Below are 25,691 nucleotides of genomic sequence, written 5' to 3' on the forward strand. Positions count from 1 at the left end.
GGAGACCGAAGCCAACATGTACACCGGCAAGCACGCTCATCTTCGTCCGCTTCAGCCCGCCTTCATCATGGCGTCATCAGGCGAGGCGGTGACCTATCGCGAACTGGACGCGCGCTCCAACCGGCTGGCGCATCTGTTTCGCAACCGCGGCCTGAAGCGGCTCGATCACTATTCGATCTTCATGGAGAACAACAGCCGCTACTTCGAAGCCTGTGGCGCCGGCGAACGCTCGGGTCTCTATTACACCTGCGTGAACTCCTATCTGACCGCGAGCGAGCTGGCCTACATCCTGACCAATAGCCAGTCGCGCATCCTCATCACATCCAGGGAAAAACTCGATGTCGCGCGCGAGGCGTTGAAGGAATGCCCGAAAGTGGAGCTTTGCATCGTCGCCGATGGCGAGGGCGAAAGCGATCGCATCGTTGGTCTGCAAGAAGTAACGGCCGGCTTACCGCACACACCGATATCAGATGAGTGTGTTGGCACCGCGATGCTTTATTCCTCCGGTACCACCGGCCGCCCGAAGGGGATTCTGCGCCCGCTGCCGGAACTGCCGGCCGATCAGCAGTTGCCGCTGTTCGATTTCCTGGTGAAGATCTGGCAGTACCGCGAGGGCATGATCTATTTGTCGCCCGCGCCGCTCTACCACTCGGCGCCGCAGGCCGCCGTCAATCTCACGATCAAGATGGGCGGCACCGCCATCATCATGGAACGGTTCGATCCCGAACATTATCTCGCACTGATCCCAAAATGGGGCGTCACCCACACCCAGCTTGTGCCCACGATGTTCTCGCGGATGCTGAAACTGCCGGAAGACGTGCGCAAACGCTACGATCTCTCATCCCTCGAAATCGCGATCCATGCCGCCGCGCCCTGCCCCGCTGCGGTGAAGGACGACATCATCAAATGGTGGGGACCGATCATCCACGAATACTACGGCGCCACCGAAGGGCTCGGCTTCACCTCCTGCGACAGCGAGCAATGGCTGGCCCATCGCGGCACCGTCGGCAAGGTGCTGCTCGGCGACCTGCATATTCTCGATGAGAGCATGCAGCCCTGCCCGGTCGGCACGTCAGGCACGGTGTGGTTCAAGACGGCGACGCCGTTCGAATACTTCAACGATCCGGCCAGGACCCAGGAGGCGCGTTCGGCCGACGGCAGCATGAGCACGGTCGGCGACGTCGGCTATGTTGACAATGACGGCTATCTCTATCTGACCGACCGCGCCACGTTCATGATCATCTCCGGCGGCGTCAACATCTATCCGCAGGAATGCGAGAACTTGCTGATCACCCATCCCAAGATCGCGGACGCGGCGGTGTTCGGCGTGCCCAATCCAGATCTCGGCGAGGAAGTGAAGGCGGTGGTGCAGCCGATGCCCGGCGTTCCGCCGGGGCAGGAACTGGCCGATGAACTGATCGCCTTCTGCAGCCAGTCGCTATCGCGCCAGAAAGTGCCGCGTTCGATCGACTTCGAGGCCGAGCTACCGCGACTTCCGACCGGAAAACTCTACAAGCGGCTATTGCGCGATCGCTATTGGGGCAACAAGACCTCGCGGATCGTCTAGCGACATGGGTCATCGTCAAGCGAAGCAATGTGACGAAGTGCGATGCAATGACCGCGCTGCAACGAAGCGGCTGGATCGTCGCAGTGGCTGGCAAATCATCGCAAGTTCCGCCACGCGGATTTCGATTAGTCCAAATTACCAAGCCTCGCATTGGCCTGGCAGGTTGCCCGAACGCTGCGCCATGGTATCCTCGATACCAATCGGCCAGTTGAGACCGAAAAATGTGGAGGGGATCATGCGGAGCGTGCAAGCGCTTGCCGTCGCGGCTTTGTTGTTGCTGCCGGCATACGATGTCGCATCGGCCGGGGAGCCGAAACAGGGCGGCATTCTCAGGATGTATCACCGCGACAGTCCGGGCAGCGCCTCGATCCACGAGGGCGCCACTTACTCCATCAACGTCCCCTTCATGCCGGTGTTCAACAATCTCGTCATGTTCAAGCAGGATGTGCCGCAGAATAGCGTCGAGTCGATCGTCCCCGATCTCGCCGAGAGCTGGGCCTGGAGCGGCGACAACAAGAAGCTGACCTTCAAGCTGCGGCAGGGCGTCAAATGGCATGACGGCAAGCCGTTCACGTCCGCCGACGTCAAATGCACCTTCGACATGCTGATGGGCAAGTCGCAGCAGAAGTTCCGCCAGAACCCGCGAAAGTCCTGGTACGATCAGGTCAACGAAGTGACCGTGAACGGCGATTATGAGGCTTCGTTTGAGCTGAAGCGGCCGCAGCCGGCGCTGCTATCGCTGCTCGCTTCCGGCTATACGCCCGTCTATCCGTGCCACGTCTCTCCGGCCGAGATGCGCACCAAGCCGGTTGGCACCGGGCCGTTCAAATTCGTCGAGTTCAAGGCCAACGAATCGATCAAGCTGACCAAGAATCCCGATTACTGGAAGAAGGGCCTGCCGCACCTCGACGGCATCGAATTCACCATCATTACCAACCGCTCGACGGCTATTCTCGGCTTTGTCTCCGGGAAATTCGACATGACCTTCCCCACTGAAGTGTCGATCCCGCTGCTCAAGGAGGTCAAGTCGCAGGCGCCGAACGCAGTCTGCGTGGTCGAGCCGATCAACGTTTCGACCAACATCATCGTCAACTCGTCTTCGCCGCCGTTCGATAATCTTGATATCAGACGCGCCTTGGCGCTGGTGCTGGATCGCAAGGCGTTCATCCAGATCATGTTCGAAGGACAGGCCGATATCGGTGGCACCATGCTGCCGGCGCCGGGCGGCTTGTGGGCGATGCCGAAGGAAATGATGGAATCGATCCCCGGCTACGGCCCCGACATCAACGCCAACCGGGAAGAGGCGCGCAAGCTGATGCAGAAGGCAGGCTACGGCCCGGACAAGCGCCTCGCCGTCAAGGTCGCCACGCGCAACATTCCGATCTACCGCGATCCCGCCGTCATCCTGATCGACCAGATGAAGGGCATCTTCATCGACGGCGAACTCGATGTCGTCGATACCGCGCAATGGTTCCCGAAAGTCGCGCGCAAGGATTACACGCTCGGCCTCAACCTCACCGGCAACGCGGTCGACGATCCCGACCAGTCGTTTTACGAAAACTATTCCTGCGGATCGGAGCGCAACTACACCAACTACTGCAACAAGGAGATCGAAAAACTGTTCGATCAGCAGTCGGCCGAGACTGACAAGGAGAAGCGGAAGAAGCTGGTGTGGGAAATCGACAAGAAGTTGCAGGAGGATGTGGCGCGCCCGATCATCTTCCATGGCCGTACCGGGACGTGTTGGAACCCTTATGTCAAGGGCGTCACCGTCATGGTGAACAGCTCCTACAACGGCTATCGTTACGAAGACCTCTGGATGGACAAGTAACCGTTCAGCCGCAAGCATAGCGTTTTCGAGCGAAGCGGGACCCGGTTCGCGTCAAGAAAGCGCGTCAAAACAAAAAAATGGAGTTCGGTTCTGATTTAATCAGAATCGACCTCAAGCCAGTCGGCCAGGGAGAACCGCCTAGGTGTTTGCTTATATTGTGCGACGCCTCGCCTTGATGCTCGTGACCCTTGTCGGGATCTCGATCATCATCTTCGTGCTGCTGCGCGTCGTTCCCGGCAACATCGTCGACATCCTGTTCGACGCCGCGGGCTTCGTCGATCCCACCGACAAGGCCAACCTCGAAAAGGAGCTTGGCCTCAACCTGCCGATCTACGTGCAATATCTGAACTGGATCGGCGGGCTGCTGCAGGGCGATCTCGGCTATTCCTACGTGTCGGAAAAGCCGGCGCTGCAGGAGATCCTGCCGCGCATTCCGATCACCGCGCGGCTGGCGGCGCTGGCGTTGCTGTTCTCTGCTGCCATCGGCATTCCCTTGGGGGTACTGAGCGCGGTCCATCAGGGCTCGCGGCTCGACTATGCCTTGCGCATCGTCAGCCTGAGCGGCCTGTCGCTACCCTCGTTCTGGCTTGGCCTGTTGATCCTGATGGCGTCGGTCTCGCTGTTCGGCAGCATGCCGATCTACAACCCCAACCCAAAGACCTGGACCGAGGCTTTTGCGATCTATGCGGTGCCGGCGATGGCGGTCGGCTTCCGCAGCGCGGCGCTGACCATGCGCATCACGCGTTCCTCGATGCTGGAAATCCTGCGGCAGGACTACATCCGCACCGCGCGCGCCAAGGGCGCATCCGAGGCATCGGTCAATTATCGCCACGCGCTGAAGAACGCCATTCTCCCGGTCATTACGGTGATCGGCATCGAGGCGGCCTTCCTGATCGGCGGGCTGATCGTCACCGAAACCGTGTTCAATATTCCCGGCGTCGCCCGCTTCCTGGTCGAGGCGCTGCGCTGGCGCGACTACCCGATCGTCCAGAACCTCGTGATGCTGATCGCCGTGGTCGTGGTGGTCGCAAACTTCACCGTCGACATGCTTTACGCCGCGATCGACCCGCGCATCCGGTATGGGGATTAGCCGCTTGGCCACGATCAACTTCGATAGCGAGTTAAGACGGGCCGGCGCCCATTCGACGCATGGCTGGCGCCGTCTGCTGTTTCTGGCGCAGCGCTATCTGCTCGGCACGATCGGCCTTGTCATCATGGTGATGTTCGTCTGGATGGCGATCTCGGCCGACCTGATCTGCCGTTACGATCCGCTCAGCGTCGATTCCGCGCAGCGGCTGGCCTCGCCCAGCGCGGCGCACTGGATGGGAACCGATTCATTCGGCCGCGACGTCTGGAGCCGGATCGTCCATGGCGCGCGGATTTCGCTGGCCGTCGGCATCGGCGCCACCGCGCTGGGATCATCGATCGGCGTCATCGTCGGCCTCGCATCGGGCTATCTGTCGGGTTGGGTCGACCTCTTATTCCAGCGCATCACCGACATTTTGCAGGCCCTGCCCTTGCTGGTGCTGGCGCTGGTGATGACGGCGGCGCTGGGGCCATCGCTGCCCAACGTGATCATCGCCATTGCGATCCCGCTGATCCCGACGGTCGCCCGCGTCATCCGCGCCAACACGCTGGCGCTGCGCGAATTGCCCTTCGTCGAAGCCGCAAAATCGATCGGCATGAGCGAGACCCGCATCGCGCTTCGTCATGTGCTGCCCAACACGCTGGCGCCCCTGATCGTGCTGGCGACCGCGCAGCTCGGCTCGACCATCCTCACCGAGGCCTCGCTGTCGTTTCTCGGCCTCGGCATTCCCGAACCCTATCCGTCCTGGGGCCGCATGCTGTCGGAATCGGCGGCGGAATATGTCCGCACCGCGCCGTGGCTGGTGATCTTCCCGGGCGTCGCGATCAGCCTTGCGGTGTTCGGCACCAATCTGTTCGGCGATGCGCTCCGCGACATCCTCGACCCGAGGCAGCGCGGCTGATGACCGAGGCGCAGAAGGATGACATGGTTCTCGATGTGAAGAACCTGCAGACGGTGTTCTTCACCAATTCGGGACTGTTCCGCGCGGTCGACGACGTCTCGTTCAGCGTTCGCCGTGGCGAGACGCTGGCGATCGTCGGCGAATCCGGCTGCGGCAAGAGCGTGACCGCGCTGTCGGTGATGCGGCTGGTGCCGGACCCGCCGGGCCGGGTGGTCGGCGGCTCGGTGACGCTGGAAGGCACCGATCTGCTTGGCCTCGAGGAAGCCGAGATGCGCAAGATCCGCGGCAACCGCATCTCGATGATATTTCAGGAGCCGATGACCTCGCTCAATCCGGTGATGCGGATCGGCGATCAGATCACCGAAGTGCTCCGCCTGCATCGCGAAATGACGTCCAGGGAGACCTGGGCGAAGGCGGTCGAAATGCTGCGCCTCGTCCGCATCCCCGAGCCGGAACGCCGCGCGCTGGAATATCCGCATCAGCTTTCCGGCGGCATGCGACAACGCGCGATGATTGCGATGGCGCTGGCGTGCCGGCCGGCGCTGCTGATCGCGGACGAGCCGACGACCGCGCTCGACGTGACGATCCAGGCGCAGATCCTGGCGCTGATCGTCGATCTGCAGAAGACGCTCGGCACCGGGCTGATCCTGATTACTCACGACCTCGGCGTCGTGGCGCAGACTGCGCAGCGCGTCATCGTGATGTATGCCGGCAAGAAGGTCGAGGAAGCGACCGTGGAGGACCTGTTCGAAAACCCGAGGCATCCCTACACGCGCGGGCTGATGGCCTCGATGCCGGCGGTGATTTCATTTGGCGCCAAGACCGACGCACGGCTGAACGAAATTCCCGGCATGGTACCGTCGCTGACGAATCTGCCGCCGGGCTGCGCCTTTGCGCCGCGCTGCAGCCTCGCTATCGATCGCTGCCGCGCAGAATACCCGCCGCTGCAGGAAGTCGACAGCGATCACTTCGCAGCGTGCTGGCGTGCGGCGGAATTGGTGGGTGCGCCATGACCTATCAACGGCCCCTGCTTGAAGTCACCGACCTCGTCAAGCACTACGCGGTGCGCGGTGGCGTGTTGCGACGTCGCATCGGCACGGTGCACGCCGTCGATGGCGTCAGCTTCTCCGTCGGCAAGGGCGAGACGCTGGGGCTGGTCGGCGAGTCCGGCTGCGGCAAATCGACGGTCGCGCGCAGCGTGCTGCGGCTGGTGGAGCCGTCCTCCGGCGCCATCAAGCTCAATGGCACCGACATCACCGGCCTGAGCAAGGCCGAGATGCGGCCGCATCGGCGCTCGATGCAGATCGTGTTCCAGGACCCGTTCGCCTCGCTCAATCCGCGCATGACAGCGGGCGATATCGTCGGCGAACCGCTCGCCGTGCACGGCCTCGCAACCGGTCGCGCGCAACAGGAACGCGTCGCCGAACTGTTCGCGCAGGTAGGCCTGCGGGCGGACCAGATGAAGAACTATCCGCATCAGTTCTCCGGCGGACAACGGCAGCGCATCTGCATCGCGCGCGCGCTGTCGCTCGGGCCGAGTCTCATTGTGTGCGACGAGCCGGTATCGGCACTCGACGTCTCGATCCAGGCGCAGGTGATCAACCTGTTGATCGACCTGCAGCGCAAGAACGATTTTTCGTACCTGTTCATCGCGCACGATCTCGCCGTCGTCGCCCATATCAGCCACCGCGTCGCCGTGATGTATCTCGGGCGCATCGTCGAGATCGCGGACAAGAGCGAGTTGTTTGCCAACCCGCGTCATCCCTACACGCAGGCGCTGCTGGCCTCTGTCCCGATCGCCGATCCCAAGGCAAAACGCCTTGCGCCCATGGTCGACGGCGACGTTCCAAGTCCCATCAACCCGCCCTCCGGATGCGCCTTCCACACCCGCTGCCGCTACGCCATGGACCGCTGCAAGGTGGAGCGGCCCGCGCTGGTTGGGGCCGGCGAACGCCATCAGGTGGCGTGCTGGCTGAATGAAGGGACGGGGCGGCCGGAGTGAACGTGTAGGGTGGGCAAAGCGCAGCGTGCCCACCATCTTTTCGCGCAGCAAGAATGGTGGGCACGTCGCTACGCTCCTTTGCCCACCCTACGAAGCTAAGCGAGCGCCGCGATCTCCACGACGATCCTGCCCGTCGTCACCTGCTCACCCTCGGCGACATCGATGGCTGACACCGTGCCGGCGACGCCCGCCGTATGCACGTGCTCCATCTTCATCGCTTCCAGCGTCATCACAGGCTGGCCGGCGGCAACCTGCTCACCCGGCTTGACCAGCACCGCCACCACGCGACCGTTCATCGCCGCGCGCACCTTGCCGTCGCCGCCGGCCGCCGCGGCCGACACCGGTGCTGCCAGCGTCAGGTCGCGAACGGCCATCGTGGCGCCGCGGTGCAGAACATAGAGCCGGTCGCCATCGCGCAGGAACCTCGCCGATTCCATCATGCCGTCGGTACGGAATCGGATCGCGTCGAGCCCGAGTTCGTCAATCTCGAACCACTGTTCGCCGCCTTCGAGGCCCGCGATATAGCTCCCATCGCGCTCCCGCACGATATCCACCTCAAGCACACCACGGCCGAGATCGATCCGCATCGTCAGCGGAAACGTCGCTGCCAGACTTCGCCCGGCGCGCCAGGGCGGTGCGTGTGGGTTGGTGACGTAGAGCAACAAGGCGGCCAGCGCAGCTTCCGCCTTGTCGTCCGCGCGGGGCGCCAGCAGTTCATCGCGATGATTGCCGATGAAAGCCGTGGTCGCCTCGCCCTTGGCGAAGACGGCATGACGCAGACAGGAAATCAAAAATCCCTGATTGGTGGTGACGCCGAACGCGGCGGTCTGCTCCAGCCCGCAGATTAGCCGCCCCCGCGCCTCGTTACGATCGGCGCCATGGCTGATGATCTTGGCGATCATGGAATCGTAGAATGGCGGAATCTCGGAACCGGATTGAAGCCCGTGCTCGACGCGGACGCCGTCCGGCATCTGCCACAACGCCATTATGCCGGACTGCGGCATGAAATCATGATTTGCGTCCTCCGAGCACAGCCGCACCTCGATCGCGTGGCCGGAGAATTTGACATCCTCCTGCCTGAGCCCAAGCGGTTCACCCGCGGCGATGCGCAACTGCAGCTCGACCAGATCGAGCCCGGTGATCGCCTCGGTGACGGGATGCTCGACCTGCAGCCGCGTGTTCATTTCCATGAAATAGAACTCACCACCTGGATCGAGCAGGAATTCCAGCGTCCCCGCGCCCTCATAGCCGATCGATTTGACCGCGGCGACCGCAACAGCGCCCATTCGCGCCCGCAGTTCCGGCGTCACCTTCGGCGACGGTGCTTCCTCGATCACCTTCTGGTGCCGGCGTTGCACCGAGCAATCGCGCTCGCCGAGATGGATGGCATTACCGCAGCGGTCGCCGAACACCTGGATCTCGATGTGGCGGGGATCGACGATGGCGCGCTCAAGGATCACGGTGGGATCGCCGAACGCGCCCTGCGCTTCGGAGCGCGCGCTGCGCAACGCGTCCGGGAACGCTGCAGCATCTGCGACCAGCCGCATCCCACGCCCGCCGCCACCGGCGACCGCCTTGATCATGACGGGGAAGCCGATCTTTTCGGCTTCCCGCAACATCACGGCGTCGCTCTGGTCCGCGCCCTGATAGCCGGGCACGATAGGCACGCCGGCCTTCTGCATGATGTCCTTGGCGCCGGCCTTGTTGCCCATCGCCCGAATCGCCTCGGGCGACGGACCGATGAAGACCAGTCCGGCCTCGCGGCAGGCTTGCGCGAAATCTTCGTTCTCGGCGAGGAAGCCATAGCCCGGATGCACCGCGCCGGCGCCGCTGGCCTTGGCGGCGGCAATGATCGCATCGATCCGCAGGTATGACTGCGCCGGCAGCGCCTCCCCAATCCGCACCGCCTGGTCGGCCTCGCGGACATGCAGCGCATCGCGGTCGGCATCGGAATAGACGGCGACCACCCCATAACCTAGCCGCCGCGCCGTGCGCATGACCCGCAGCGCGATCTCACCGCGATTGGCGACCAAAATCTTGAAGAACGGCGTTCGCTTCACTGCTATCCCGCTCATGGCCGCGCGACCGAGAATTGCATGCGCTGGGGCGAGCGGGCTTCGGCCTCACGGCAGATCGCCAGCACCTCGGAAAGCACGCTGCGGGTATCGCGCGGATCGATCACGCCGTCGTCGAGCACCCGCGCGCTGGTCGAGAACACGTCCATCTGGCCGTCGAACACGCCCGTGATCTGCTCCTTCATCGCCTCCAGCTTTTCCTTCTCGATCGGCTTGCCGCGCCGCGCCGCCGCTGCCTCGGTCACGATCGCCATGGTCTCCGCCGCCTGCTCGCCGCCCATCACGGCGGTCTTGGCGTTGGGCCATGAGAAGCAGAAGCGCGGATGGAAGCCACGCCCACACATGCCGTAATTACCTGCGCCGAACGACGCGCCGCAGTAGATCGTGATCTGCGGCACCGTCGCCGAAGTCACCGCCTGGATCATCTTGGAGCCGTGCTTGATCATGCCGGCTTCCTCGTAGGCCTTTCCGACCATGTAGCCGGTGGTGTTGTTCATGTAGAGCAGCGGCGTGCGTGACTGGCAGCAGGCCTGAATGAAATGCGTCGCCTTGTTGGCGCCGGGCACGTCGAGCGGGCCGTTATTGGTGATGATGCCGATCGCCTGCCCCTCGATGCGGGCGTGGCCGCATACGGTGGCAGGTCCGTAATTCGCGCCGAACTCGGTGAAGTCGGAATCATCGACAAAGCGCGCGATCGCCTGCCGCATGTCGACGGGACGCTTGTGGTCCATCGGCATGATGCCGAGTAGTTCCTCGGCGTCGTAGCGCGGCGGCTTGAATGAAGCTTCCGCCGGCTTCGGCCGGTCCCATTCCAGATTGGCCATGATATCGCGCGCGATGCGGAGCGCGTCGCGGTCGTCTTCCGCCAGATAATCGCCGAGACCGGAAATGGAGGTGTGCATCTCGGCGCCGCCGAGCTCTTCCTCCGTTGCGATCTCACCCGTAGCAGCTTTCAACAGCGGTGGGCCGGCGAGGAATGCGCGGGTGCGGCCACGCACCATCACGATATAATCGGATAATCCAGTCTGATAAGCGCCGCCCGCGGTCGACGAACCATGTGTCACGGTGACGACAGGCAACCCAGCCGCCGACAGCCGCGCCAGGTTACGAAAGATATTGCCGCCGCGAATAAAATCCTCGACGCGGTAGCGCAGCAAATTGGCGCCGGCGCTTTCGACCAGTTGCACGTAAGGCAGCTTGTTCTCCAGCGCCAGTTCCTGCACCCGCAACGTCTTGTCGAGGCCGTACGGCTGCAACGCGCCGGCATCGATGCCGGAATCGTTGGCGCTGACCATGCAGCGGATGCCGGAGACGAAACCAATGCCGGCGATCGCTCCGCCACCGGGGATACTCTTGTCGGCGTCGGGCACGTCGAACATGTAGCCCGCAAGAGTGGACAGTTCGAGGAATGGTGAGCCGGGGTCGAGCACCAGCGCCACGCGCTCGCGCGGCAGCAACTGCCCGCGCTTGTGGAAGCGATCCCTTGCCGCGGCCGATGCGGTGCGCGTGCTATCTTCGAGGGCGCGCATGCGCGTGATCAGCGTCAGCATGCCGTCGCGGTTGGCCTGGTAGGCGGCGCTACCAGTCGCGATGGTGTTTTCGAGGACGGCCATAAACTAACTCACTCCGCCATTCCGGGATACGCCGGAGGCTTGGCATTCTCTGATTGACCCAACACGTCGTCACTGCGAGGAGCGTCAGCGACGAAGCAATCCATACTTTTCCCGCCGCGAGATGGATTGCTTCGCTTCGCTCGCAATGACGGCGCTAATGCCTTGTCCCGAAAATCTGTCGCGCTTCGACCGGGCTCGCGATCTCGCGGCCAGCGCGCCGCGCACAGGCGGCAATCGCCTCGATCAATTGCCCGTTCGAGGTCACCTTGGTGCCATCGCCGAGATAGAAAGTATCCTCCAGCCCGGTGCGGAGATGCCCGCCGAGATCGGCGCAGCGCTGGTGCAGCGGCCAGATTTCGGCGCGGCCGATCGCGGTGACCTGCCAATGCGCTTTCGGCAGCTTCAGCTTCAACAGGATCGGCAACAGGTCAGGATCGGCGGGCATGCCGGAGGCGACGCCCATCACGAAGTTGTATTCGAGCGGGCCGGAATACATTCCAGTCTGCCGGTACATGCCGACGCAGCGCACGATGCCGACGTCGAAGCATTCGAACTCGGGGATCGTGCCGGCTTCCTTCATGACGTCGAGATAGTCCTGCACCTTCTCGACCGCGTTATCGAACATCATCGGCGGCCAGGCCCAGGTGTTGTCGGACTTCACCTTCAAATAATTCAGCGAACCCGCATTGCAGGCCGCGATCTCAGGCTTCGTCTCGCGCACGCAGTCGAGCGCGCCCTGATACTTGGGACCCGACGTGCCCGTGGTGTGGTTGATGATGACGCCGGGGCAGGCCTCGCGGATCGCCTGCTGGATTTCCTTGCTGACGCTGACGTCCCAGGACGGCAGATGGCCCTTGTTCGGCTCCTGCTGGCGCAGATGGACATGCATGATGCTGGCGCCGGCGTTGAACGCGGCCTTGGCCTCGCGCGCCATCTGCTCCGGCGTAACCGGCACGTTGTGCTGCTTCGGATCGGTCAGCACGCCGTTCAGCGCGCAGGTAATGACGGCCTTGTCGCCCATGGATCAGCCTTCGATTGCGAGACGCGAGGGATCGCGGAAATATCGTTTGCGATCATGCGTCCGGCATCAGCCGGCTTCTTGCGTCAACCCGCTATTATCGGCACTGGCGCGGCCGTGGCTATAGATCGCCAGATCGCGCGAGCCTGAAAAGATCGCGCGCGGCTTCAAGCCGTAGAAGCGGCGGATCGAGTGGCTGAAATGCGTGGAGTCGGGATAGCCGATATCCTGCGCCAGATGCGCAAGGTTGATGTCCTGGTTGGCGAAATGGAGCAAATGCCGCGCCCGCTTCCAGGCTCGGAACGAACGGAAGGAAATGCCTGTCTCTTCCTTGAACAAATGCAGGAAGCGCGAGGGGGACAAGCCGGCCTCCGCGGCGCAGCTCGCCGCCGTCACTGGCTCGCCGCAGAATTTTCCGATCTGCACGATGGCGCGCGCCACGCGGGCATCGAGTTCGCGCTGTGGCAGGGCCTCGCCGAGGCACAGGGTATCGAATTCGGCGCTGGAGAACTCGTCGCCGGCGTGATGCTCGCGGAGTTCGCGATAGGCGGCGCGGATGCGGCTGGTGAAAGCTTCGCCTTCAGGCCCTGCGAGACGCCGTGCGAGATCTTCCAGTACGCCGGGACGAACGCTTTCCGGTTCGATCACGACGCTGAGCACCGAACGATAATCGCTGGCGATGGTGTGCCTGATGTTCGGCAACAGAGCGACCATTTCACCATGGGTTTCACGGCCATCGGCGGTCGTGAGCCACAGTCCGCCCTCGATCGAGACATAGATGTTGAACGCGCCCGAGCAGCGTTGGCGCGGACGGCCGAGCAGGCCCGCGTAAAAAACGCGCTCCGGGGTGATCAGCATCAGATGACCGGATTTCTGGCCGATGTCGTCCATGGCTCGTCCTCCTCGCGCGGCTCTTTGGCCGCTGCGACGGGGTCAACCATAGCGGAAAATTGGAGTCTGTCACCGATCGGGAGAGGTTAATTCGCGGTCCGAATCGGCACCATTTCAAGCCCGTACGCGCGGCGCCACATTCTGCTCGACGCCGGCCTTGCGTTCCGCGGCAACGGCGCGCTTGTACCCGTCACGTTCCTGCAACCGGGCCCAATAGGCGGCGACATTGGGGCCGAAATCCTTGGCGAGCCCGATATTGCCGGCCAGCCGCAACGCATAGCCGTTGACGATATCGGCCGCGGTGAATCGACCGGCGCACAAGGTTTCGGCATTCGCGGTGGCTGCCTCGACAGCGCGCAGCCGGCCGAGGAACCATTTCGCGTAATCGCCGGCAACTTGCGGGTTCCGTCGTTCTTCCGGTTCGAGCTGGCTGTATCGCAGCACCAGCGTTTGCGGAAAAGTCAGTGTGGCGTCGCTGAAATACATCCAGTTCAGGAACGCGCCGTAGGCGGGGTCGTCCTGCCCGACCACAAGCGGTGTCGGGCCATACTTGGTGCCAAGGTAATAACAGATGCCGGAGGATTCCGTCATTTTGGTCTCGCCGTCGATCATGAAGGGAATGGTGCCGAGCGGATTGATCGCAAGATATTCCTTGGCGAACACCCGCGGCGGGAACGGCAACATCTTCAACTCATACGGCAAGCCCATCTCTTCCAGCATCCAGAGCGGACGGAATGAGCGTGCGCCGTCGCAGTGATAGAGCGTGATCATCAGGCGTTCCTCATCGTTACTTCTGATCGTTTCTTATTAGCTTTTAGGCAGTGTGCCCATCATCTTGCACAGCACCGTCAGCATAACCTCGTCGGCGCCGCCGCCGATCGAGGTCAGGCGGCTGTCGCGATAGGCCCGGCTCACCGGCGTCTCGTTCATAAAGCCCATGCCGCCCCAGAACTGCAGGCAGGCGTCGGTGAGTTCGCGGCCCAACCGGCCTGCCTTGAGTTTGGCCATGGTGGCGAGCCGCGTCACGTCCTCGCCCGCGACCAGCGCCTCCGCGGCGCGGTAGATCAGCGCGCGCAGCAGTTCGACCTCGGTCTGCATCTCCGCCAGCTTGAAATGGACGGTCTGGTTGTCGAGGATCGACTTGCCGAACGCTTTTCGGTTGCGGGTGTATTCGATGGTCTCGGCGATGATGAACTCATGCGCCTTGAGGCAGGCCGCCGCGCCCCACAGCCGCTCCTCCTGGAACTGCACCATCTGGTAGGTAAAGCCCTTGCCTTCCTCGCCGATGCGGTTGCGCTTGGGCACCCGGACATTGTCGAAGAAGATCTGCGCGGTGTCGGATGAGCGCATGCCCATCTTGTCGAGCTTGCGCGCGACCTGCACGCCCTTGGTCTTCATCGGCACGCAAATGAGAGACTTGTTGCGATGGACCTGATCGTCGCTGGTATTGGCGAGCAGGCATATCCAGTCAGCCTGCACGCCATTGGTGATCCACATCTTGCCGCCGTTGATGACGTAGTCATCGCCATCAGAGCGCGCCTGCGTCTTGATCGAGGCGACATCGGAGCCGGCGCCGGGCTCGGAGACGCCGATACAAGCCACCGCATCGCCGGCAATCGCGGGTGCGAGAAACTCGCGGCGCACTTCGTCTGAACCAAACCGCGCCAGCGCGGGCGTCGCCATGTCGGTCTGCACCCCGATCGCCATCGGCACGCCGCCGCAGGTGATGGCGCCGAGTTCTTCCGCCATCATCAGCGCGTAGGAGTAATCGAGCCCCTGGCCGCCGAACTCGACCGGCTTGTTGAGGCCGAGAAAGCCGAGATCGCCGAGCTTCTTGAACAGCTCATGCGCGGGGAAGATGTCGTTCTTCTCCCATTCATCGACGAACGGATTGATCTCGACGGCGATGAACTTTTGCAGAATGCGGCGAGGTTCGTCGTGGTCGGCGGTGAAGAGCATTTTGTTTCCCTGTCGTTCCGGGGCGGCGCGAAGCGTCGAACCCGGAACCTCGACATTGTGTAACTCATCTCCAGATTCCCCGATGTGCAATTGCACATCTGAGGTTCGCGCTTCGCGCGCCCCGGAATGACGGCTAGAGCCCCATCTGCCTCGAAGCGAGATCCTTCATGATCTCCTCGGTGCCGCCGCCGATGGCGTTGACCTTGACCTCGCGGTAGATGCGCTCAACCTTGACGCCGCGCATGAAGCCGGCGCCGCCAAAAATCTGCACGGCCTCGGAGGCGCAGAACGCCATGGTCTGGGTCGCCTGGTTCTTCATCATGCAGATTTCGGCAACCGGGCTCTCGCCCTGCCCGAGCCGCCATGCCAGCATTTCCAGCATCGCCTGCGACGCCGTGATCTTCTGGGCCATGTCGACCAGCTTGTGGCGGATCACCTGGTGCTCCGCGATCGGCTTGCCGAACGTCTTGCGCTCCTTGGCGTACGCAATCGCGTCCTCGACGCAGACGCGGGCGTAAGCCGTGCAGCTCGCCGCCATGCCCATGCGCTCGCTGTTGAAATTATGCATGATGATCTTGAAACCCTGACCCTCCTCGCCGATCAGATTTTCGGCCGGCACACGGCATTCGTCGAAATGCAGCGTGGCGGTGTCGGAAGCCCACCAGCCCATCTTCTTCAGCTTCGTGCGCGACAGGCCCGGCGTGTCGCCCTCGATCAGCAACAGACTGACTCCCCCCGGTCCCTCGCCGCCGGTACGCACCGCAACCGTCAGATAATCGGCCCGCATTCCCGAGGTGATAAACGTCTTTTCGCCGCTGACGACATAATGGTCGCCGTCACGCCGCGCCTTGGTTTTGAGATTGGCGACGTCGGAGCCGCCGCTGGGCTCGGTGATCGCGAGCGCGGAGATTTTCTCGCCCGACAGCACCTGCGGCAGCACCCGCGCCTTGATCTCGGGCCGCGCGGCGCGCGCGATCGGAGGCGAGCCGATGGTGTGGCTCATCAGGCTCGAACTGACCCCGCCGGCGCCGGCGTGCGCCAGCTCCTGCGATGCCACGATTTTCATGAACTGGTCGGCAACCACACCGCCATATTCTTCCGGGAAACCGAGCCCGAGCAGCCCGATCTCGGACGCCTTGCGATATAGCTCGCGCGGAAACTCGCCGGCCTCGTCCCATTCATGGGCATAGGGCTCGATCTCGCGCGCCACGAAGCGGCGCATCACGTCGCGGAACGCCTCATGTTCGGCCGTATAGAACGGGCTTTGCACCCCTGTGCGCTCCAGCATGCTTTCCTCCCGGAGAAATCACGATGCCCCGATTTGGCCCGCGCAAACTTGCGTTGAGCGGCTGGCATCGTCTTGCAGGCGCGGCCGCCGCACCAGCAAACCCGACGCGTGCGGTGTCCAGCAACTGAACGCAAGACCGGTCCCCGAGCATGCCCTAGCCTTGGTTCAAAACCAATAACAACATTGTCGGCCATTCGCCGGGGAGGATGAAGCATGATCCGATCGAGCAAGTTCGTCCCGGCCTTCTTTTCTGCGCTGCTCTCCCTCACTGCTGCGACGACAGTGTCAGCTCAGCAACCCGGCATATCAGACACCGAGATCAAGTTCGGCAACATCATGCCGTATAGCGGCCCGGCGTCGGCGCTCAGCGTCACCGGCAAGGCCTTTGCGGCCTATTTCGACCTGATCAACGAGAAAGGCGGCGTCAACGGACGCAAGCTCAACATGATCTCGCTAGACGACGGTTTTTCGCCGCCGAAGACGGTCGAGGCGACGCGCAGGCTGGTCGAGAATGACGGCGTCGCCTTCATGTTCGGAACCATGGGCACCGCGCCGAGTTCGGCGACGGCAAAATATCTCAACGGCGCCAAGGTGCCGCATCTGTTCCTGATCAGCTCCGCATCGAAATGGAACGATCCGGTCAACCAGCCCTGGCTGATGGCGCTGCCCTGGGCGCCCAACTATGTCGAGGAAGCCGGCATCGAGGTGCGCTTCGCCCGCGCCAAGAATCCCAATGCGCGCTTTGCGATCCTTTATCAGAACGACGACGCCGGAAAGGACTATCTGCGCGGCGTCAAGGAAGCGCTTGGGGCGGATGCCGACAAGGTGATCGCGATGGCTGCGAGTTTCGAGGTCGCCGATCCCACGGTGGATTCGCAGATCCTCACGCTCGCCAATACCAAGGCCGACGTCTTCCTGATCTACAGCGTGACGCCGCGTGCGTGTGCGCAAGCGATCCGAAAAGCCTACGAAACCGGCTGGCGTCCGATGCGTTTCATCTCCTCCGGCTGCGCCAACAAGGAAACCGTGATGGTGCCGGCCGGGCTCGAAGCCGCGACCGGCATCATGTCGGTCGGCGCGCTAAAGCCCTATTCGGCTGACTCCACCGACGCGGACCTGGTCGCCTATCGGGATTTCATGAAAGCGCGGCTGCCCAATATCGATCCGGCCAATCTGGCGGCAGGCTATGGCTACATGGTGGCCCAGGCGCTGGTCGTGGTGCTCACTCAGTGTAAGAACGACCTGAGCCGCGAAAACATCATGGCGCAGGCGGCCAATCTCAAGGGCGTCGCGCTGCCGATGCTGATGCCCGGGGTCAAGCTCAACACCTCCCCGACGGACTATCGTCCAATCAAGGACGGCTACATGGTCGAGTTTCGCGACAACCAGTTCAACGTGATCAGCGAATTGCTGAGGGGTTCGTGAAGAGGTGCAGGGTCAGACCTCGCCGTCTCGCGCCTTATCAAGAGAGATGCCTAACCCCACCAGGTGTGTATCCACGAATTGCGCCAACTGTTGGCGCAGCTTTTCCGGCGGCACCGCGACCATTCGCTCTTCCAGGCCGAGCGAAATGATGCCGTGCACGGCGGAGAACATCATGCGCGCCAGCAACGCCACCTCTTCCGGATTCCGGTCGGGCAGGAGCCGGACCATCGGCTCATGCATCAGCGCAAACGCCTGCATCACCATCAGCAGAATGTCTTCGGGGAAAGGCCGGTCGTCCTCCATCCGGTGTTCGAACAGCGAGCGCAAAAGATTGGCGTGATCGGCAGCGAACGCCAGGTAGGTCTCGGCCAATCCGTGGAGCTGGCGGACCGGGTCTTCGGCAGGGACCGCGACCAGGCGGGCGGTCAGCGCCCGAACCGTCTCGCGATTCACGGTCAGGATCAGGCCGTCGAAGTCTCCGAACTCGTTATAGACGCTTCCGATCGAGCAATCGGCGGCCTCCGCGACATCCCGAACTTTCAATGATCTCAATCCGTTAGTGGCAATCAAGCCGCGCGCAATCTCGATCATGAGATGGCGCCGCAAAGTTTTTTTGCGTTCCCGCAAAGATTCTTCTTGAGCACTGCTCACGTTTGGCCTATATATTTTGAACAATGTTCATTTTCAACCCGGAGGCTACCCAAATGCAAACCCTCGTTTCCCAACTGGCCACCACTTTCGTCGACGATGCCATCGAACTCGTGAAGGGATTTGGCAAGGCTATCACCCAAATCGCCACCGCGCCGATTGAGCGCATTGCCAATGCCTGCGACGTCGGCGGCGTTCTGGCCCGCCGGCAGTCGGCGCGTCGCCTGCGCGCGATGATGAAAGCCCATCGTCCTCGCAACGCCTGGAAGCGCTCGCTGTCACCGTTTGCCTCCCTGCACTACTTGACCTGAGGCGCCGCCGCTTTCGTTCAAATGTGTCTCCGATCGTAAGAAAGGGATCACTATGCCGCGGCAATTCATTCACCGGGTCCCGCGCAACAATATCCGGATAACTTTCCGTACAACCTTTCAATGCAACCGTGCCCGGTGGCCACTTCGCGCATTGGTCACAACCTGCGCGCGACCGACGACGCTCAAATTAGCAGCTCACGATTTTTAGACCGCATCCGGGATTGCCCGGCCGAAGTAACAGGAAATACTCATGATCAAGGAATTGCTGTCCTCTCACCGCTTCGCCCCGCTGTTCTGGTCGCAATTCTGTTCGGCATTGAACGACAATGTGCTGAAGAATGCGCTCGTCATCATGCTGCTCTATGGCGTGGCCGCCGAAGAGGGCGCTCCACTGGTGACGCTGGCCGGTGCGGTCTTCATCTTTCCCTTTTTCGTGCTTTCGGCGCTCGGCGGCGAACTGGCCGACAAATTCGTCAAAATGACCGTCGCGCGGCGCCTGAAGTTCGCCGAAATATTTGCCGCCTGCTTTGCGGCCGCCGGCTTCTATATGCATTCGATCCCATTGCTGTTCGTGGCGCTCGCGCTGTTCGGCATGATAGCCGCACTGTTCGGCCCGGTGAAATACGCGATCCTTCCCGACCAGCTTTCGGTTTCCGAACTCGCAACCGGCAACGCCCTTGTCGAGGGCGCGACCTTCATGGCGATCTTGATCGGCACGATCGCCGGCGGTCTGTTTATCGCAGGCGCCTCCCATATGGGATGGATTTGCCTGGCCGTGGTCGGGCTGGCGATCCTGTCCTGGGCATTCGCGGCCCGTATCCCCGTGAGCCAGCCATCCGCGCCTGATCTGCCGATCACAGCCAATCCCTGGACCTCCACCGTTCAGCTTTTGAAGACGCTCTACGCCGAACCGCGCCTGTGGGACGGCATGCTGATCGTGTCCTGGTTCTGGATGGTCGGCGCGATCGTGCTGTCGCTGCTGCCCGCGCTGGTCAAGGGCGGCGTCGGCGGCACCGAAGGTGTCGTGACGGTCTGCCTCGCCGTGTTCGCGATCGGTATTGCCGCGGGCTCGCTGCTTGCCGCGCAGCTCAGCCACGTGCGCCCGAATCTCGCGCTGGTGCCGATCGGCGCCATCGTGATGGGCATCGTCGGCCTCGATCTGGCCTGGGCCATCGGAAGCACGGTGCGCGGAGTAGACGTAACAGCCGCTGCATTCACCACCTCCTTCGCCGGCGTCCGGATGCTGGCCGACTTCTTCCTGTTCGCGGTTGGCGGCGGCTTGTTCGTGGTACCGTCGTTCGCCGCGGTCCAGGCATGGTCCGCGCCGTCGGAACGGGCCCGCGTGATCGCGGCCGGCAACGTGCTGCAGGCTGCCTTCATGGTGGTCGGCTCGCTGTTCGTCGCGGGATTGCAGGCGCTTGGTCTTCCGGTCGCCTGGATCTTCTTCGGCCTTGCAATCGCAAGCTTTGGCTCGGTCTGGTTCGTGCTCAATAAATGGGGCCGCGAAGGCGTGCGTGACTTCGGCGCGCTGCTGTTTCGTGCGCTGTTCCGCGTCGAGGTCCGCGGCATGGAGAATCTGCCGCCGGCCGGCACCCGCATGCTGATCGCGCCGAACCATGTCAGCCTGATCGATGGCCCGCTGCTGCACGCCACGCTGCCGATCGACGCCAGCTTTGCCGTCGACACCGGGATTTCCAAGGCGTGGTGGGCGAAGCCGTTCCTGAAACTGACCAAGCACTACACCATGGATCCGAGCAAGCCGCTGGCGGCGCGCGACCTGATCAAGCTGGTGGCGTCGGGCGAGCCCGTGGTGATTTTTCCCGAGGGTCGCATCACGGTGTCGGGCTCGCTGATGAAAGTCTATGACGGCACCGCGATGATCGCCGACAAGGCCGATGCGGTCGTTGTGCCCGTCCGCATCGAGGGCGCGCAGCGTTCGCATCTGAGCTACCTGAAGAACGGCGAGATCAAACGCTCGTGGTTCCCCAAGGTGACGATCTCGATCCTGCCGCCGGTCAAATTGCCGGTCGACCCGTCGTTGAAAGGCAAGACCCGCCGCAATGCGGCAGGCGCGGCGCTGCAGGACGTCATGATCGATGCCATGGTCAAGAACGCCATGCTGGATCAGACCCTGTTCGAAGCGCTGGCGCATGCCTATCGCGACCGCGATACCGGCAAGCCGATCATTGAGGACGCACTCGGCACCAGGCTAACCTATCGCAAGCTGATCCTTGGCGCCCAGGTGCTGAGCCGCAAGCTGGAGAACGGCACCACGGCCGGCGAGAATGTCGGCGTGCTGCTGCCGAACTCGGCCGGTGTCGCCGTCGTGTTCATGGCGCTGCAGAGCATGGGCCGGGTGCCCGCGATGCTCAATTTCTCCGCCGGCCCGGTCAATGTGCTGGCGGCGATGCAGGCCGCGCAAGTCAAGACCGTGCTGACCTCGAAGGCCTTCATCGAGAAGGGCAAGCTCGACAAGCTCATTGCAGCCATCGCCGGCCAGGCCAGGGTCGTATATCTCGAGGATATCAGAACCTCGATCGGTGCGCTCGATAAGGTCCGCGGCCTGCTCGCCGGCACCGCACCCCGCGTCGCCCGCAAGGCGGACGATCCGGCGGTCATCCTGTTCACGTCAGGGTCGGAAGGCACGCCCAAGGGTGTCGTGCTCTCCCATCGCAACATCCTCGCCAATGCGGCACAGGCGCTGGCGCGGGTCGATGCCAATGCCAATGACAAGGTGTTCAACGTGCTGCCCGTGTTCCACTCCTTCGGCCTGACGGGCGGGATGATGATGCCGATGCTGGCCGGCATTCCGATCTTCATGTATCCGTCGCCGCTGCATTACCGGATCGTGCCGGAACTGATTTACCAGACCGGCGCCACCATCCTGTTCGGCACGGATACTTTCCTGTCCGGCTATGCGCGCTCGGCCCATGCCTACGACTTCCGCACCCTGCGCCTCGTGATCGCCGGCGCGGAAGCGGTGAAGGACCGCACCCGGCAAGTGTATATGGAGCGCTACGGCATCCGCATCCTCGAAGGCTACGGCGTCACCGAGACCGCGCCCGTGCTCGCGATGAACACGCCGATGGCGAATCGTCCGGGCACCGTCGGCCGGCTGTCGCCGCTGATGGAAGCCCGCCTCGATCCGGTCCCCGGCATCGAGGAAGGCGGACGTCTGTCGGTGCGCGGGCCCAACGTCATGCTGGGATATCTCCGTGCGGAAAACCCCGGTGTGCTGGAATCGCTCGCCGGCGGCTGGCACGACACCGGCGACATCGTCACCATCGATGCGGCCGGTTTCATCGCCATCAAGGGCCGCGCCAAACGCTTCGCCAAGATTGCCGGCGAGATGGTCTCGCTGTCGGCGGTCGAAGCCATGGCCGCAGCGCTGTGGCCGCAGGCGATGTCGGTTGCGGTATCGATTCCCGATGCACGCAAGGGCGAGCGGATCGTGCTCCTGACCACGCAGAAGGATGCCGAGCGCTCGGCGATGCAGCGCCAGGCCAAGACCGTGGGCGCGTCCGAACTGGCGGTGCCGGCGGATATCCGCGTGGTCGGCAACGTGCCACTGCTGGGCTCCGGCAAGACCGACTATGTCGGCGCGACCAGGCTCGCCAAGGAGCTTGCGACGCCGGCCGAGCCGGTGCAGCAACAGGAAGTCGCTGAACAGGAAGTCGCATAAATTTATCGCGTCGCCGCGGGATCAATGACGATCCTGCGGCGGCTACGTGCGCCTCCAACAAGCGCCGCGCGCATGGATTGCCTACACTTAGCAACATTCGGCTTACATTTTTCTCGCCTGCGGCCTATCCTCGACGTTTCTGCCCGCGTTGGCGGCCCGCTAATCGGCGGCCGCATCAGGGGGTCCGCAGTTTGCGCTATCTCTTCGAGGAGTACGCGTTCGACACCGCCCGTCGCGAACTTTGTCGCGGACCGGATGTGATTGCTGTCACCCCACAGGTGTTTGATCTCCTTGCTTATCTGATCCATCACCGGGAGCGTGTCGTCACCAAGGACGATCTCATCGGCGCCATCTGGAATGGACGCATCGTGTCCGATGCGGCACTGACGACCCGCCTGAATGCCGCCCGCTGCGCCATCGGCGATTCCGGCGAGGAGCAGCGCCTGATCAAGACCTTGCCGCGTAAGGGATTCCGTTTCGTCGGACAGGTGCGGGAGGCGCGAGAAGTTGCGAGCCCAAATCCGGGCGATGCGCCCGAGAGCGCTCCTGCAGTTCCCGACAAGCCCTCCATCGCCGTGCTGCCGTTCGCGAACATGTCTGGCGATCCCGAGCAGGAGTACTTCGCGGACGGGATGGTTGAGGAGATCACTACCGCGCTTTCGCGGACGGGATGGTTGTTCGTGATCGCTCGCAATTCGAGTTTCACCTTCAAGGGCAAAGCCGTCGACATCAAGGAAGTCGGGCGCAGGCTTGGCGTGCGCTATGTCCTTCAGGGGGCGGTGCGCAAGGCGTCGGGGAAAGTTCGCATCACGGGCCAGTTGATTGAAGCGGCTACCGGCGCGCACATTTGGGCGGACAAGTTCGAGCGTGACATGACAGACATTTTCGCGTTGCAGGACGAAGTCACGCTCGCCGTTGTCTCAGCTATTCAGCCAAAGTTGTTTCAAGCAGAAATTGCACTGGCATCGCGGCGGCGACCGGAAGACCTCACCGCGTATGATCTTTATCTCCGGGCTGTACAGCAAGCCGGCCGATCGACCCGCGAAAGTTTGGCCGAGGCACTCCGACTGGTCCAGCGCGCCCTGGAGCTTGACCCCGGGTTTGCTGGTGCCGCCGCTCTGGCAGGTGCCTGTTACTCGGAAAACGTGCTAAGGAACTATGCCATCGATCCTCAATTCGAACGCAAGGAAGCCGTTCGGCTCATGCGCTTGGCATTGAGCCTCGACGATGGTGATCCAGGCACACTAGCAAGTGCTGCCTCGATCTCGGCACTTTTGGTCGGCGATTGTGAGACCGAGATCGAGATGTCCGACCGGGCGGTTGCGCTCAACCCGAATTCCTATCACACGTGGCACTGCAGAGGCTGGGTCTATAAGGTTGCGGGGCAGCCAGAGGAAGCGATCCGGAGCTTTGAACGTGCCATGCGAATGAGCCCGGTAGACCCGCAAACATTCACGGCGCTTACCGGGATGGGATTTGCCTTTATTGAGCTTCGTCGCTTTGACGAGGCCATCGTTGCAGGGAAGAAAGCCCTGCGCCAGAACCCTTCCTATCCAGGACCATACCGCTGCCTCGCGTCCGCTTTCGCCCATCTCGGACGCGACGCCGAGGCCCGTGAGGCGGCGGCCGGTATGCTTGAGCTCGACCCCACTTTCACAATATCGGCGTGGATCGCTCGGAGCCAGCTACCAATAAATGCGAAGCTGATGATTGAGGGTTTTCGCAAAGCGGGGTTGCCCGAGTAGCTCTCCAATGTCCACGAGGTGATCGAATAGCGGCACTCTTCTGCGGCGCATGAGTCCGGAGTTGGCACTTTTCGGACCTGACAGGCCCGGCTGGCGACGTCTGTTCTTGAGGGTAAAGCGGACTGCCCAGTTGCGCCCGGACTTCCGAGTTTGACCCGTTGCAGAAGTCAGGTCACCAGACTTCTTGTGACGCACAACGTTGCCTCTGCGGTGTGATACGGCACCCATCGTCGGCCTAGGAGTGGTGGGGCAGATGAGGCATCAGGTGAGTCAGGTCAACCGCCTCCGAAGGTGGACGGGTCATGAGTTCTAATCGCCTCCGGAGGTAAGGGCGGATAGCCTGGAAACTTGTAGCAGCTCGGAGGGACGCACATACCTTGGCTGGGCTGAATGGTGACATGGTGGCTCGTGCGGAAGTGACGCACCGTTTCGGCGTTGGCAGAAGCACACAGGGTGATCAACAGGCCGAAGGCCAAAGCGGAACGCATCATAGTCAATCCTATCGAACGAGCCCCGTTGATGTGCATACGAGCGGCCACGATCCCAAGGTGTAGCGGCTTCAGGACCGATCAAATTGGCGGGATCATAGGGCACACCGCGGATGCCGCTGTCGATTTCGCTTCTGGCCCGTAGCCGACATCCTGGCCTGCAGCCGCCATGTCGGCCCCCAAAGGCAAACCGGACGTGGGGCCGACAGCTCGGCGTGTTGATTTAGATCAAGACAGACATTCTGCTTGCGTTATCTGTTTGACCGTTTCGCCCACAATGGGATGCTCACGCTCAACCACGGAGGCTCATCCATGCCCACCTATATATCCCTAATCAACTTCACTCAGAAGGGTGCCGAGGCGATCAAGGACGGGCCCAAGCGCCTCGAAGCGGCAAAGCAACGCTTCCGCGATGCGGGGGCCGAGTTAAAAGCCTTTTACCTCGTAACGGGCCAATATGATGCCGTGTCCATTGTTGAAGCACCGAACGACGAAGTTGTCGCCAAGCTCGCCTTGGGGACCGCGACCCTCGGATTTGTACGGTCGCAGACTTGTCGGGCGTTCGCAGAGGACGACTACAAGAAGATAGTTGCGTCCTTGTAAGCGAACTTCATCTCTCAAATACAAAGCCCCGGCCTCGCGCCGGGGTTTTGTTTGATGACGCATGTCAGCTCTGTGCCTTTCGTGTCATGTCACGCGCGCGCAACAATTCGATCGCTTTGAAGCCAACGCGGACATCAAATGGCGGGCAGGACCGGCCTGCTTGGTTGCGAATGTGAAGGTTTGCGGATGCCGGCCCCGTGATGGTGGCACGGCACACGCCGGGGGCCGGCGTACGCAAACCTACAAGGGAGGAAACCGCGGGAGGTACGGCGAGGCCGTGGGTCAGACGCTATGGGGATTTCGGCGCCGGCGGCCTTTCGCTGAGGTCTGTTGAACGCTCGGCAACACCGGCAGCTTGCGCGGGGCACGGACGAATGTCGTGCGTTCCACAAGGTCGGGTCGACCGAGCGTGACTTTGAAGAAGAACCGTAGTGTCGAGACCGTCTGGTTGACAGTGGGGACGCCAACACCGCTCGCCGTGACCCAAAGCCGCCTTTGGCAATGGGCGTCACTCGTGGTGCAGCATTCTGCTATTGTGGTTTTTTCATTGTTGAATG

At 62.5% G+C, this 25,691-nt stretch carries 19 protein-coding genes; 11 read left to right on the plus strand and 8 right to left on the minus strand.

Annotated features, from left to right (window positions below):
• Positions 1-16: 16 nt before the first annotated feature.
• The 6 genes from KIP88_RS23515 (at position 17) to KIP88_RS23540 (ending at position 7,388) form a co-directional block, all read left to right on the plus strand.
• Positions 17-1,567, plus strand: coding sequence for an AMP-binding protein (locus KIP88_RS23515; RefSeq protein ID WP_214490362.1), 1,551 nt, complete (start codon positions 17-19; stop codon positions 1,565-1,567).
• 235 nt (positions 1,568-1,802) lie between these two features.
• The gene (locus KIP88_RS23520; RefSeq protein ID WP_214490363.1) at positions 1,803-3,398 is read left to right on the plus strand and encodes an ABC transporter substrate-binding protein; all 1,596 of its coding nucleotides are present in this window, start codon (positions 1,803-1,805) and stop codon (positions 3,396-3,398) included.
• Positions 3,399-3,540: 142 nt separating this feature from the next.
• Complete coding sequence (locus tag KIP88_RS48245; RefSeq protein ID WP_214490364.1) at positions 3,541-4,488, plus strand: ABC transporter permease; 948 nt, start codon at positions 3,541-3,543, stop codon at positions 4,486-4,488.
• Between the two features lie 4 nt (positions 4,489-4,492).
• The gene (locus KIP88_RS23530) at positions 4,493-5,386 is read left to right on the plus strand and encodes an ABC transporter permease (RefSeq protein WP_214490365.1); all 894 of its coding nucleotides are present in this window, start codon (positions 4,493-4,495) and stop codon (positions 5,384-5,386) included.
• On the plus strand, positions 5,386-6,399 hold the full coding sequence (locus tag KIP88_RS23535) for an ABC transporter ATP-binding protein (RefSeq protein ID WP_214490366.1): 1,014 nt from the start codon (positions 5,386-5,388) through the stop codon (positions 6,397-6,399). Before KIP88_RS23530 ends, KIP88_RS23535 begins: the two co-directional genes overlap by 1 nt.
• Positions 6,396-7,388, plus strand: a complete 993-nt coding sequence (locus tag KIP88_RS23540) for an ABC transporter ATP-binding protein (RefSeq protein WP_214490367.1) — start codon at positions 6,396-6,398, stop codon at positions 7,386-7,388. The genes KIP88_RS23535 and KIP88_RS23540 overlap by 4 nt, the downstream gene beginning before the upstream one ends.
• 95 nt (positions 7,389-7,483) lie before the next feature.
• On the opposite strand, the gene KIP88_RS23545 is transcribed toward KIP88_RS23540, so the two are convergent.
• The 7 genes from KIP88_RS23545 to KIP88_RS23575 form a co-directional block, all read right to left on the minus strand.
• Positions 7,484-9,463: an acetyl-CoA carboxylase biotin carboxylase subunit gene (locus KIP88_RS23545; protein WP_214490368.1), complete on the minus strand. Its 1,980-nt coding sequence runs from the start codon at positions 9,461-9,463 to the stop codon at positions 7,484-7,486.
• Positions 9,460-11,076 carry an acyl-CoA carboxylase subunit beta gene (locus KIP88_RS23550; protein ID WP_214490369.1) on the minus strand — a complete coding sequence of 539 codons (1,617 nt, stop codon included), beginning with the start codon at positions 11,074-11,076 and terminating at the stop codon, positions 9,460-9,462. The genes KIP88_RS23545 and KIP88_RS23550 overlap by 4 nt, the downstream gene beginning before the upstream one ends.
• A 154-nt stretch (positions 11,077-11,230) precedes the next feature.
• Entirely contained in the window at positions 11,231-12,097 is an 867-nt protein-coding gene (locus KIP88_RS23555; protein ID WP_214490370.1) for a 3-keto-5-aminohexanoate cleavage protein, read from the minus strand.
• Between the two features lie 66 nt (positions 12,098-12,163).
• Entirely contained in the window at positions 12,164-12,985 is an 822-nt protein-coding gene (locus KIP88_RS23560; protein WP_214490371.1) for an AraC family transcriptional regulator, read from the minus strand.
• A 114-nt stretch (positions 12,986-13,099) separates the two neighbouring features.
• Positions 13,100-13,756: a glutathione S-transferase family protein gene (locus tag KIP88_RS23565; protein WP_214490372.1), complete on the minus strand. Its 657-nt coding sequence runs from the start codon at positions 13,754-13,756 to the stop codon at positions 13,100-13,102.
• Positions 13,757-13,792: 36 nt separating this feature from the next.
• Positions 13,793-14,944 (minus strand): acyl-CoA dehydrogenase family protein, encoded by a 1,152-nt coding sequence (locus KIP88_RS23570; protein WP_214490373.1) that lies wholly within the window; start codon positions 14,942-14,944, stop codon positions 13,793-13,795.
• Between the two features lie 133 nt (positions 14,945-15,077).
• Complete coding sequence (locus KIP88_RS23575; RefSeq protein ID WP_214490374.1) at positions 15,078-16,232, minus strand: acyl-CoA dehydrogenase family protein; 1,155 nt, start codon at positions 16,230-16,232, stop codon at positions 15,078-15,080.
• Positions 16,233-16,445: 213 nt separating this feature from the next.
• Between KIP88_RS23575 and KIP88_RS23580 the strand changes: the two genes are divergently transcribed.
• Complete coding sequence (locus tag KIP88_RS23580; RefSeq protein WP_214490375.1) at positions 16,446-17,657, plus strand: ABC transporter substrate-binding protein; 1,212 nt, start codon at positions 16,446-16,448, stop codon at positions 17,655-17,657.
• A 12-nt stretch (positions 17,658-17,669) separates the two neighbouring features.
• Here the strand turns inward: KIP88_RS23580 and KIP88_RS23585 are convergent, their stop codons facing one another.
• A complete protein-coding gene (locus KIP88_RS23585; protein ID WP_214490376.1) occupies positions 17,670-18,248 on the minus strand; it encodes a TetR/AcrR family transcriptional regulator in 579 nt (192 codons plus the stop codon).
• 113 nt (positions 18,249-18,361) lie between these two features.
• Between KIP88_RS23585 and KIP88_RS23590 the strand changes: the two genes are divergently transcribed.
• The 4 genes from KIP88_RS23590 (at position 18,362) to KIP88_RS23605 (ending at position 25,134) form a co-directional block, all read left to right on the plus strand.
• On the plus strand, positions 18,362-18,616 hold the full coding sequence (locus KIP88_RS23590) for a hypothetical protein (RefSeq protein ID WP_214490377.1): 255 nt from the start codon (positions 18,362-18,364) through the stop codon (positions 18,614-18,616).
• A 250-nt stretch (positions 18,617-18,866) separates the two neighbouring features.
• Positions 18,867-22,298, plus strand: a complete 3,432-nt coding sequence (locus KIP88_RS23595) for an acyl-[ACP]--phospholipid O-acyltransferase (RefSeq protein WP_214490378.1) — start codon at positions 18,867-18,869, stop codon at positions 22,296-22,298.
• Positions 22,299-22,489: 191 nt separating this feature from the next.
• The gene (locus tag KIP88_RS23600) at positions 22,490-24,043 is read left to right on the plus strand and encodes a winged helix-turn-helix domain-containing tetratricopeptide repeat protein (protein ID WP_214490379.1); all 1,554 of its coding nucleotides are present in this window, start codon (positions 22,490-22,492) and stop codon (positions 24,041-24,043) included.
• 800 nt (positions 24,044-24,843) lie between these two features.
• Complete coding sequence (locus KIP88_RS23605; RefSeq protein ID WP_214490380.1) at positions 24,844-25,134, plus strand: GYD domain-containing protein; 291 nt, start codon at positions 24,844-24,846, stop codon at positions 25,132-25,134.
• The last annotated feature ends 557 nt before the right edge of the window (positions 25,135-25,691 follow it).

The sequence above is a fragment of the Bradyrhizobium sp. SRL28 genome (assembly GCF_018596315.1).
Classification (GTDB): Bacteria; Pseudomonadota; Alphaproteobacteria; order Rhizobiales; family Xanthobacteraceae; genus Bradyrhizobium.

What these genes read in the sequence shown, in the direction of transcription:
- KIP88_RS23515 (WP_214490362.1), top strand. Translation starts at nt 17, where the DNA reads ATGTACACCGGCAAGCACGCTCATCTTCGTCCGCTTCAGCCCGCCTTC.
- KIP88_RS23520 (WP_214490363.1), top strand. Translation starts at nt 1,803, where the DNA reads ATGCGGAGCGTGCAAGCGCTTGCCGTCGCGGCTTTGTTGTTGCTGCCG.
- KIP88_RS23535 (WP_214490366.1), top strand. Translation starts at nt 5,386, where the DNA reads ATGACCGAGGCGCAGAAGGATGACATGGTTCTCGATGTGAAGAACCTG.
- KIP88_RS23540 (WP_214490367.1), top strand. Translation starts at nt 6,396, where the DNA reads ATGACCTATCAACGGCCCCTGCTTGAAGTCACCGACCTCGTCAAGCAC.
- KIP88_RS23545 (WP_214490368.1), bottom strand. Translation starts at nt 9,463, where the DNA reads ATGAGCGGGATAGCAGTGAAGCGAACGCCGTTCTTCAAGATTTTGGTC.
- KIP88_RS23550 (WP_214490369.1), bottom strand. Translation starts at nt 11,076, where the DNA reads ATGGCCGTCCTCGAAAACACCATCGCGACTGGTAGCGCCGCCTACCAG.
- KIP88_RS23555 (WP_214490370.1), bottom strand. Translation starts at nt 12,097, where the DNA reads ATGGGCGACAAGGCCGTCATTACCTGCGCGCTGAACGGCGTGCTGACC.
- KIP88_RS23560 (WP_214490371.1), bottom strand. Translation starts at nt 12,985, where the DNA reads ATGGACGACATCGGCCAGAAATCCGGTCATCTGATGCTGATCACCCCG.
- KIP88_RS23565 (WP_214490372.1), bottom strand. Translation starts at nt 13,756, where the DNA reads ATGATCACGCTCTATCACTGCGACGGCGCACGCTCATTCCGTCCGCTC.
- KIP88_RS23570 (WP_214490373.1), bottom strand. Translation starts at nt 14,944, where the DNA reads ATGCTCTTCACCGCCGACCACGACGAACCTCGCCGCATTCTGCAAAAG.
- KIP88_RS23575 (WP_214490374.1), bottom strand. Translation starts at nt 16,232, where the DNA reads ATGCTGGAGCGCACAGGGGTGCAAAGCCCGTTCTATACGGCCGAACAT.
- KIP88_RS23580 (WP_214490375.1), top strand. Translation starts at nt 16,446, where the DNA reads ATGATCCGATCGAGCAAGTTCGTCCCGGCCTTCTTTTCTGCGCTGCTC.
- KIP88_RS23585 (WP_214490376.1), bottom strand. Translation starts at nt 18,248, where the DNA reads ATGATCGAGATTGCGCGCGGCTTGATTGCCACTAACGGATTGAGATCA.
- KIP88_RS23590 (WP_214490377.1), top strand. Translation starts at nt 18,362, where the DNA reads ATGCAAACCCTCGTTTCCCAACTGGCCACCACTTTCGTCGACGATGCC.
- KIP88_RS23595 (WP_214490378.1), top strand. Translation starts at nt 18,867, where the DNA reads ATGATCAAGGAATTGCTGTCCTCTCACCGCTTCGCCCCGCTGTTCTGG.
- KIP88_RS23605 (WP_214490380.1), top strand. Translation starts at nt 24,844, where the DNA reads ATGCCCACCTATATATCCCTAATCAACTTCACTCAGAAGGGTGCCGAG.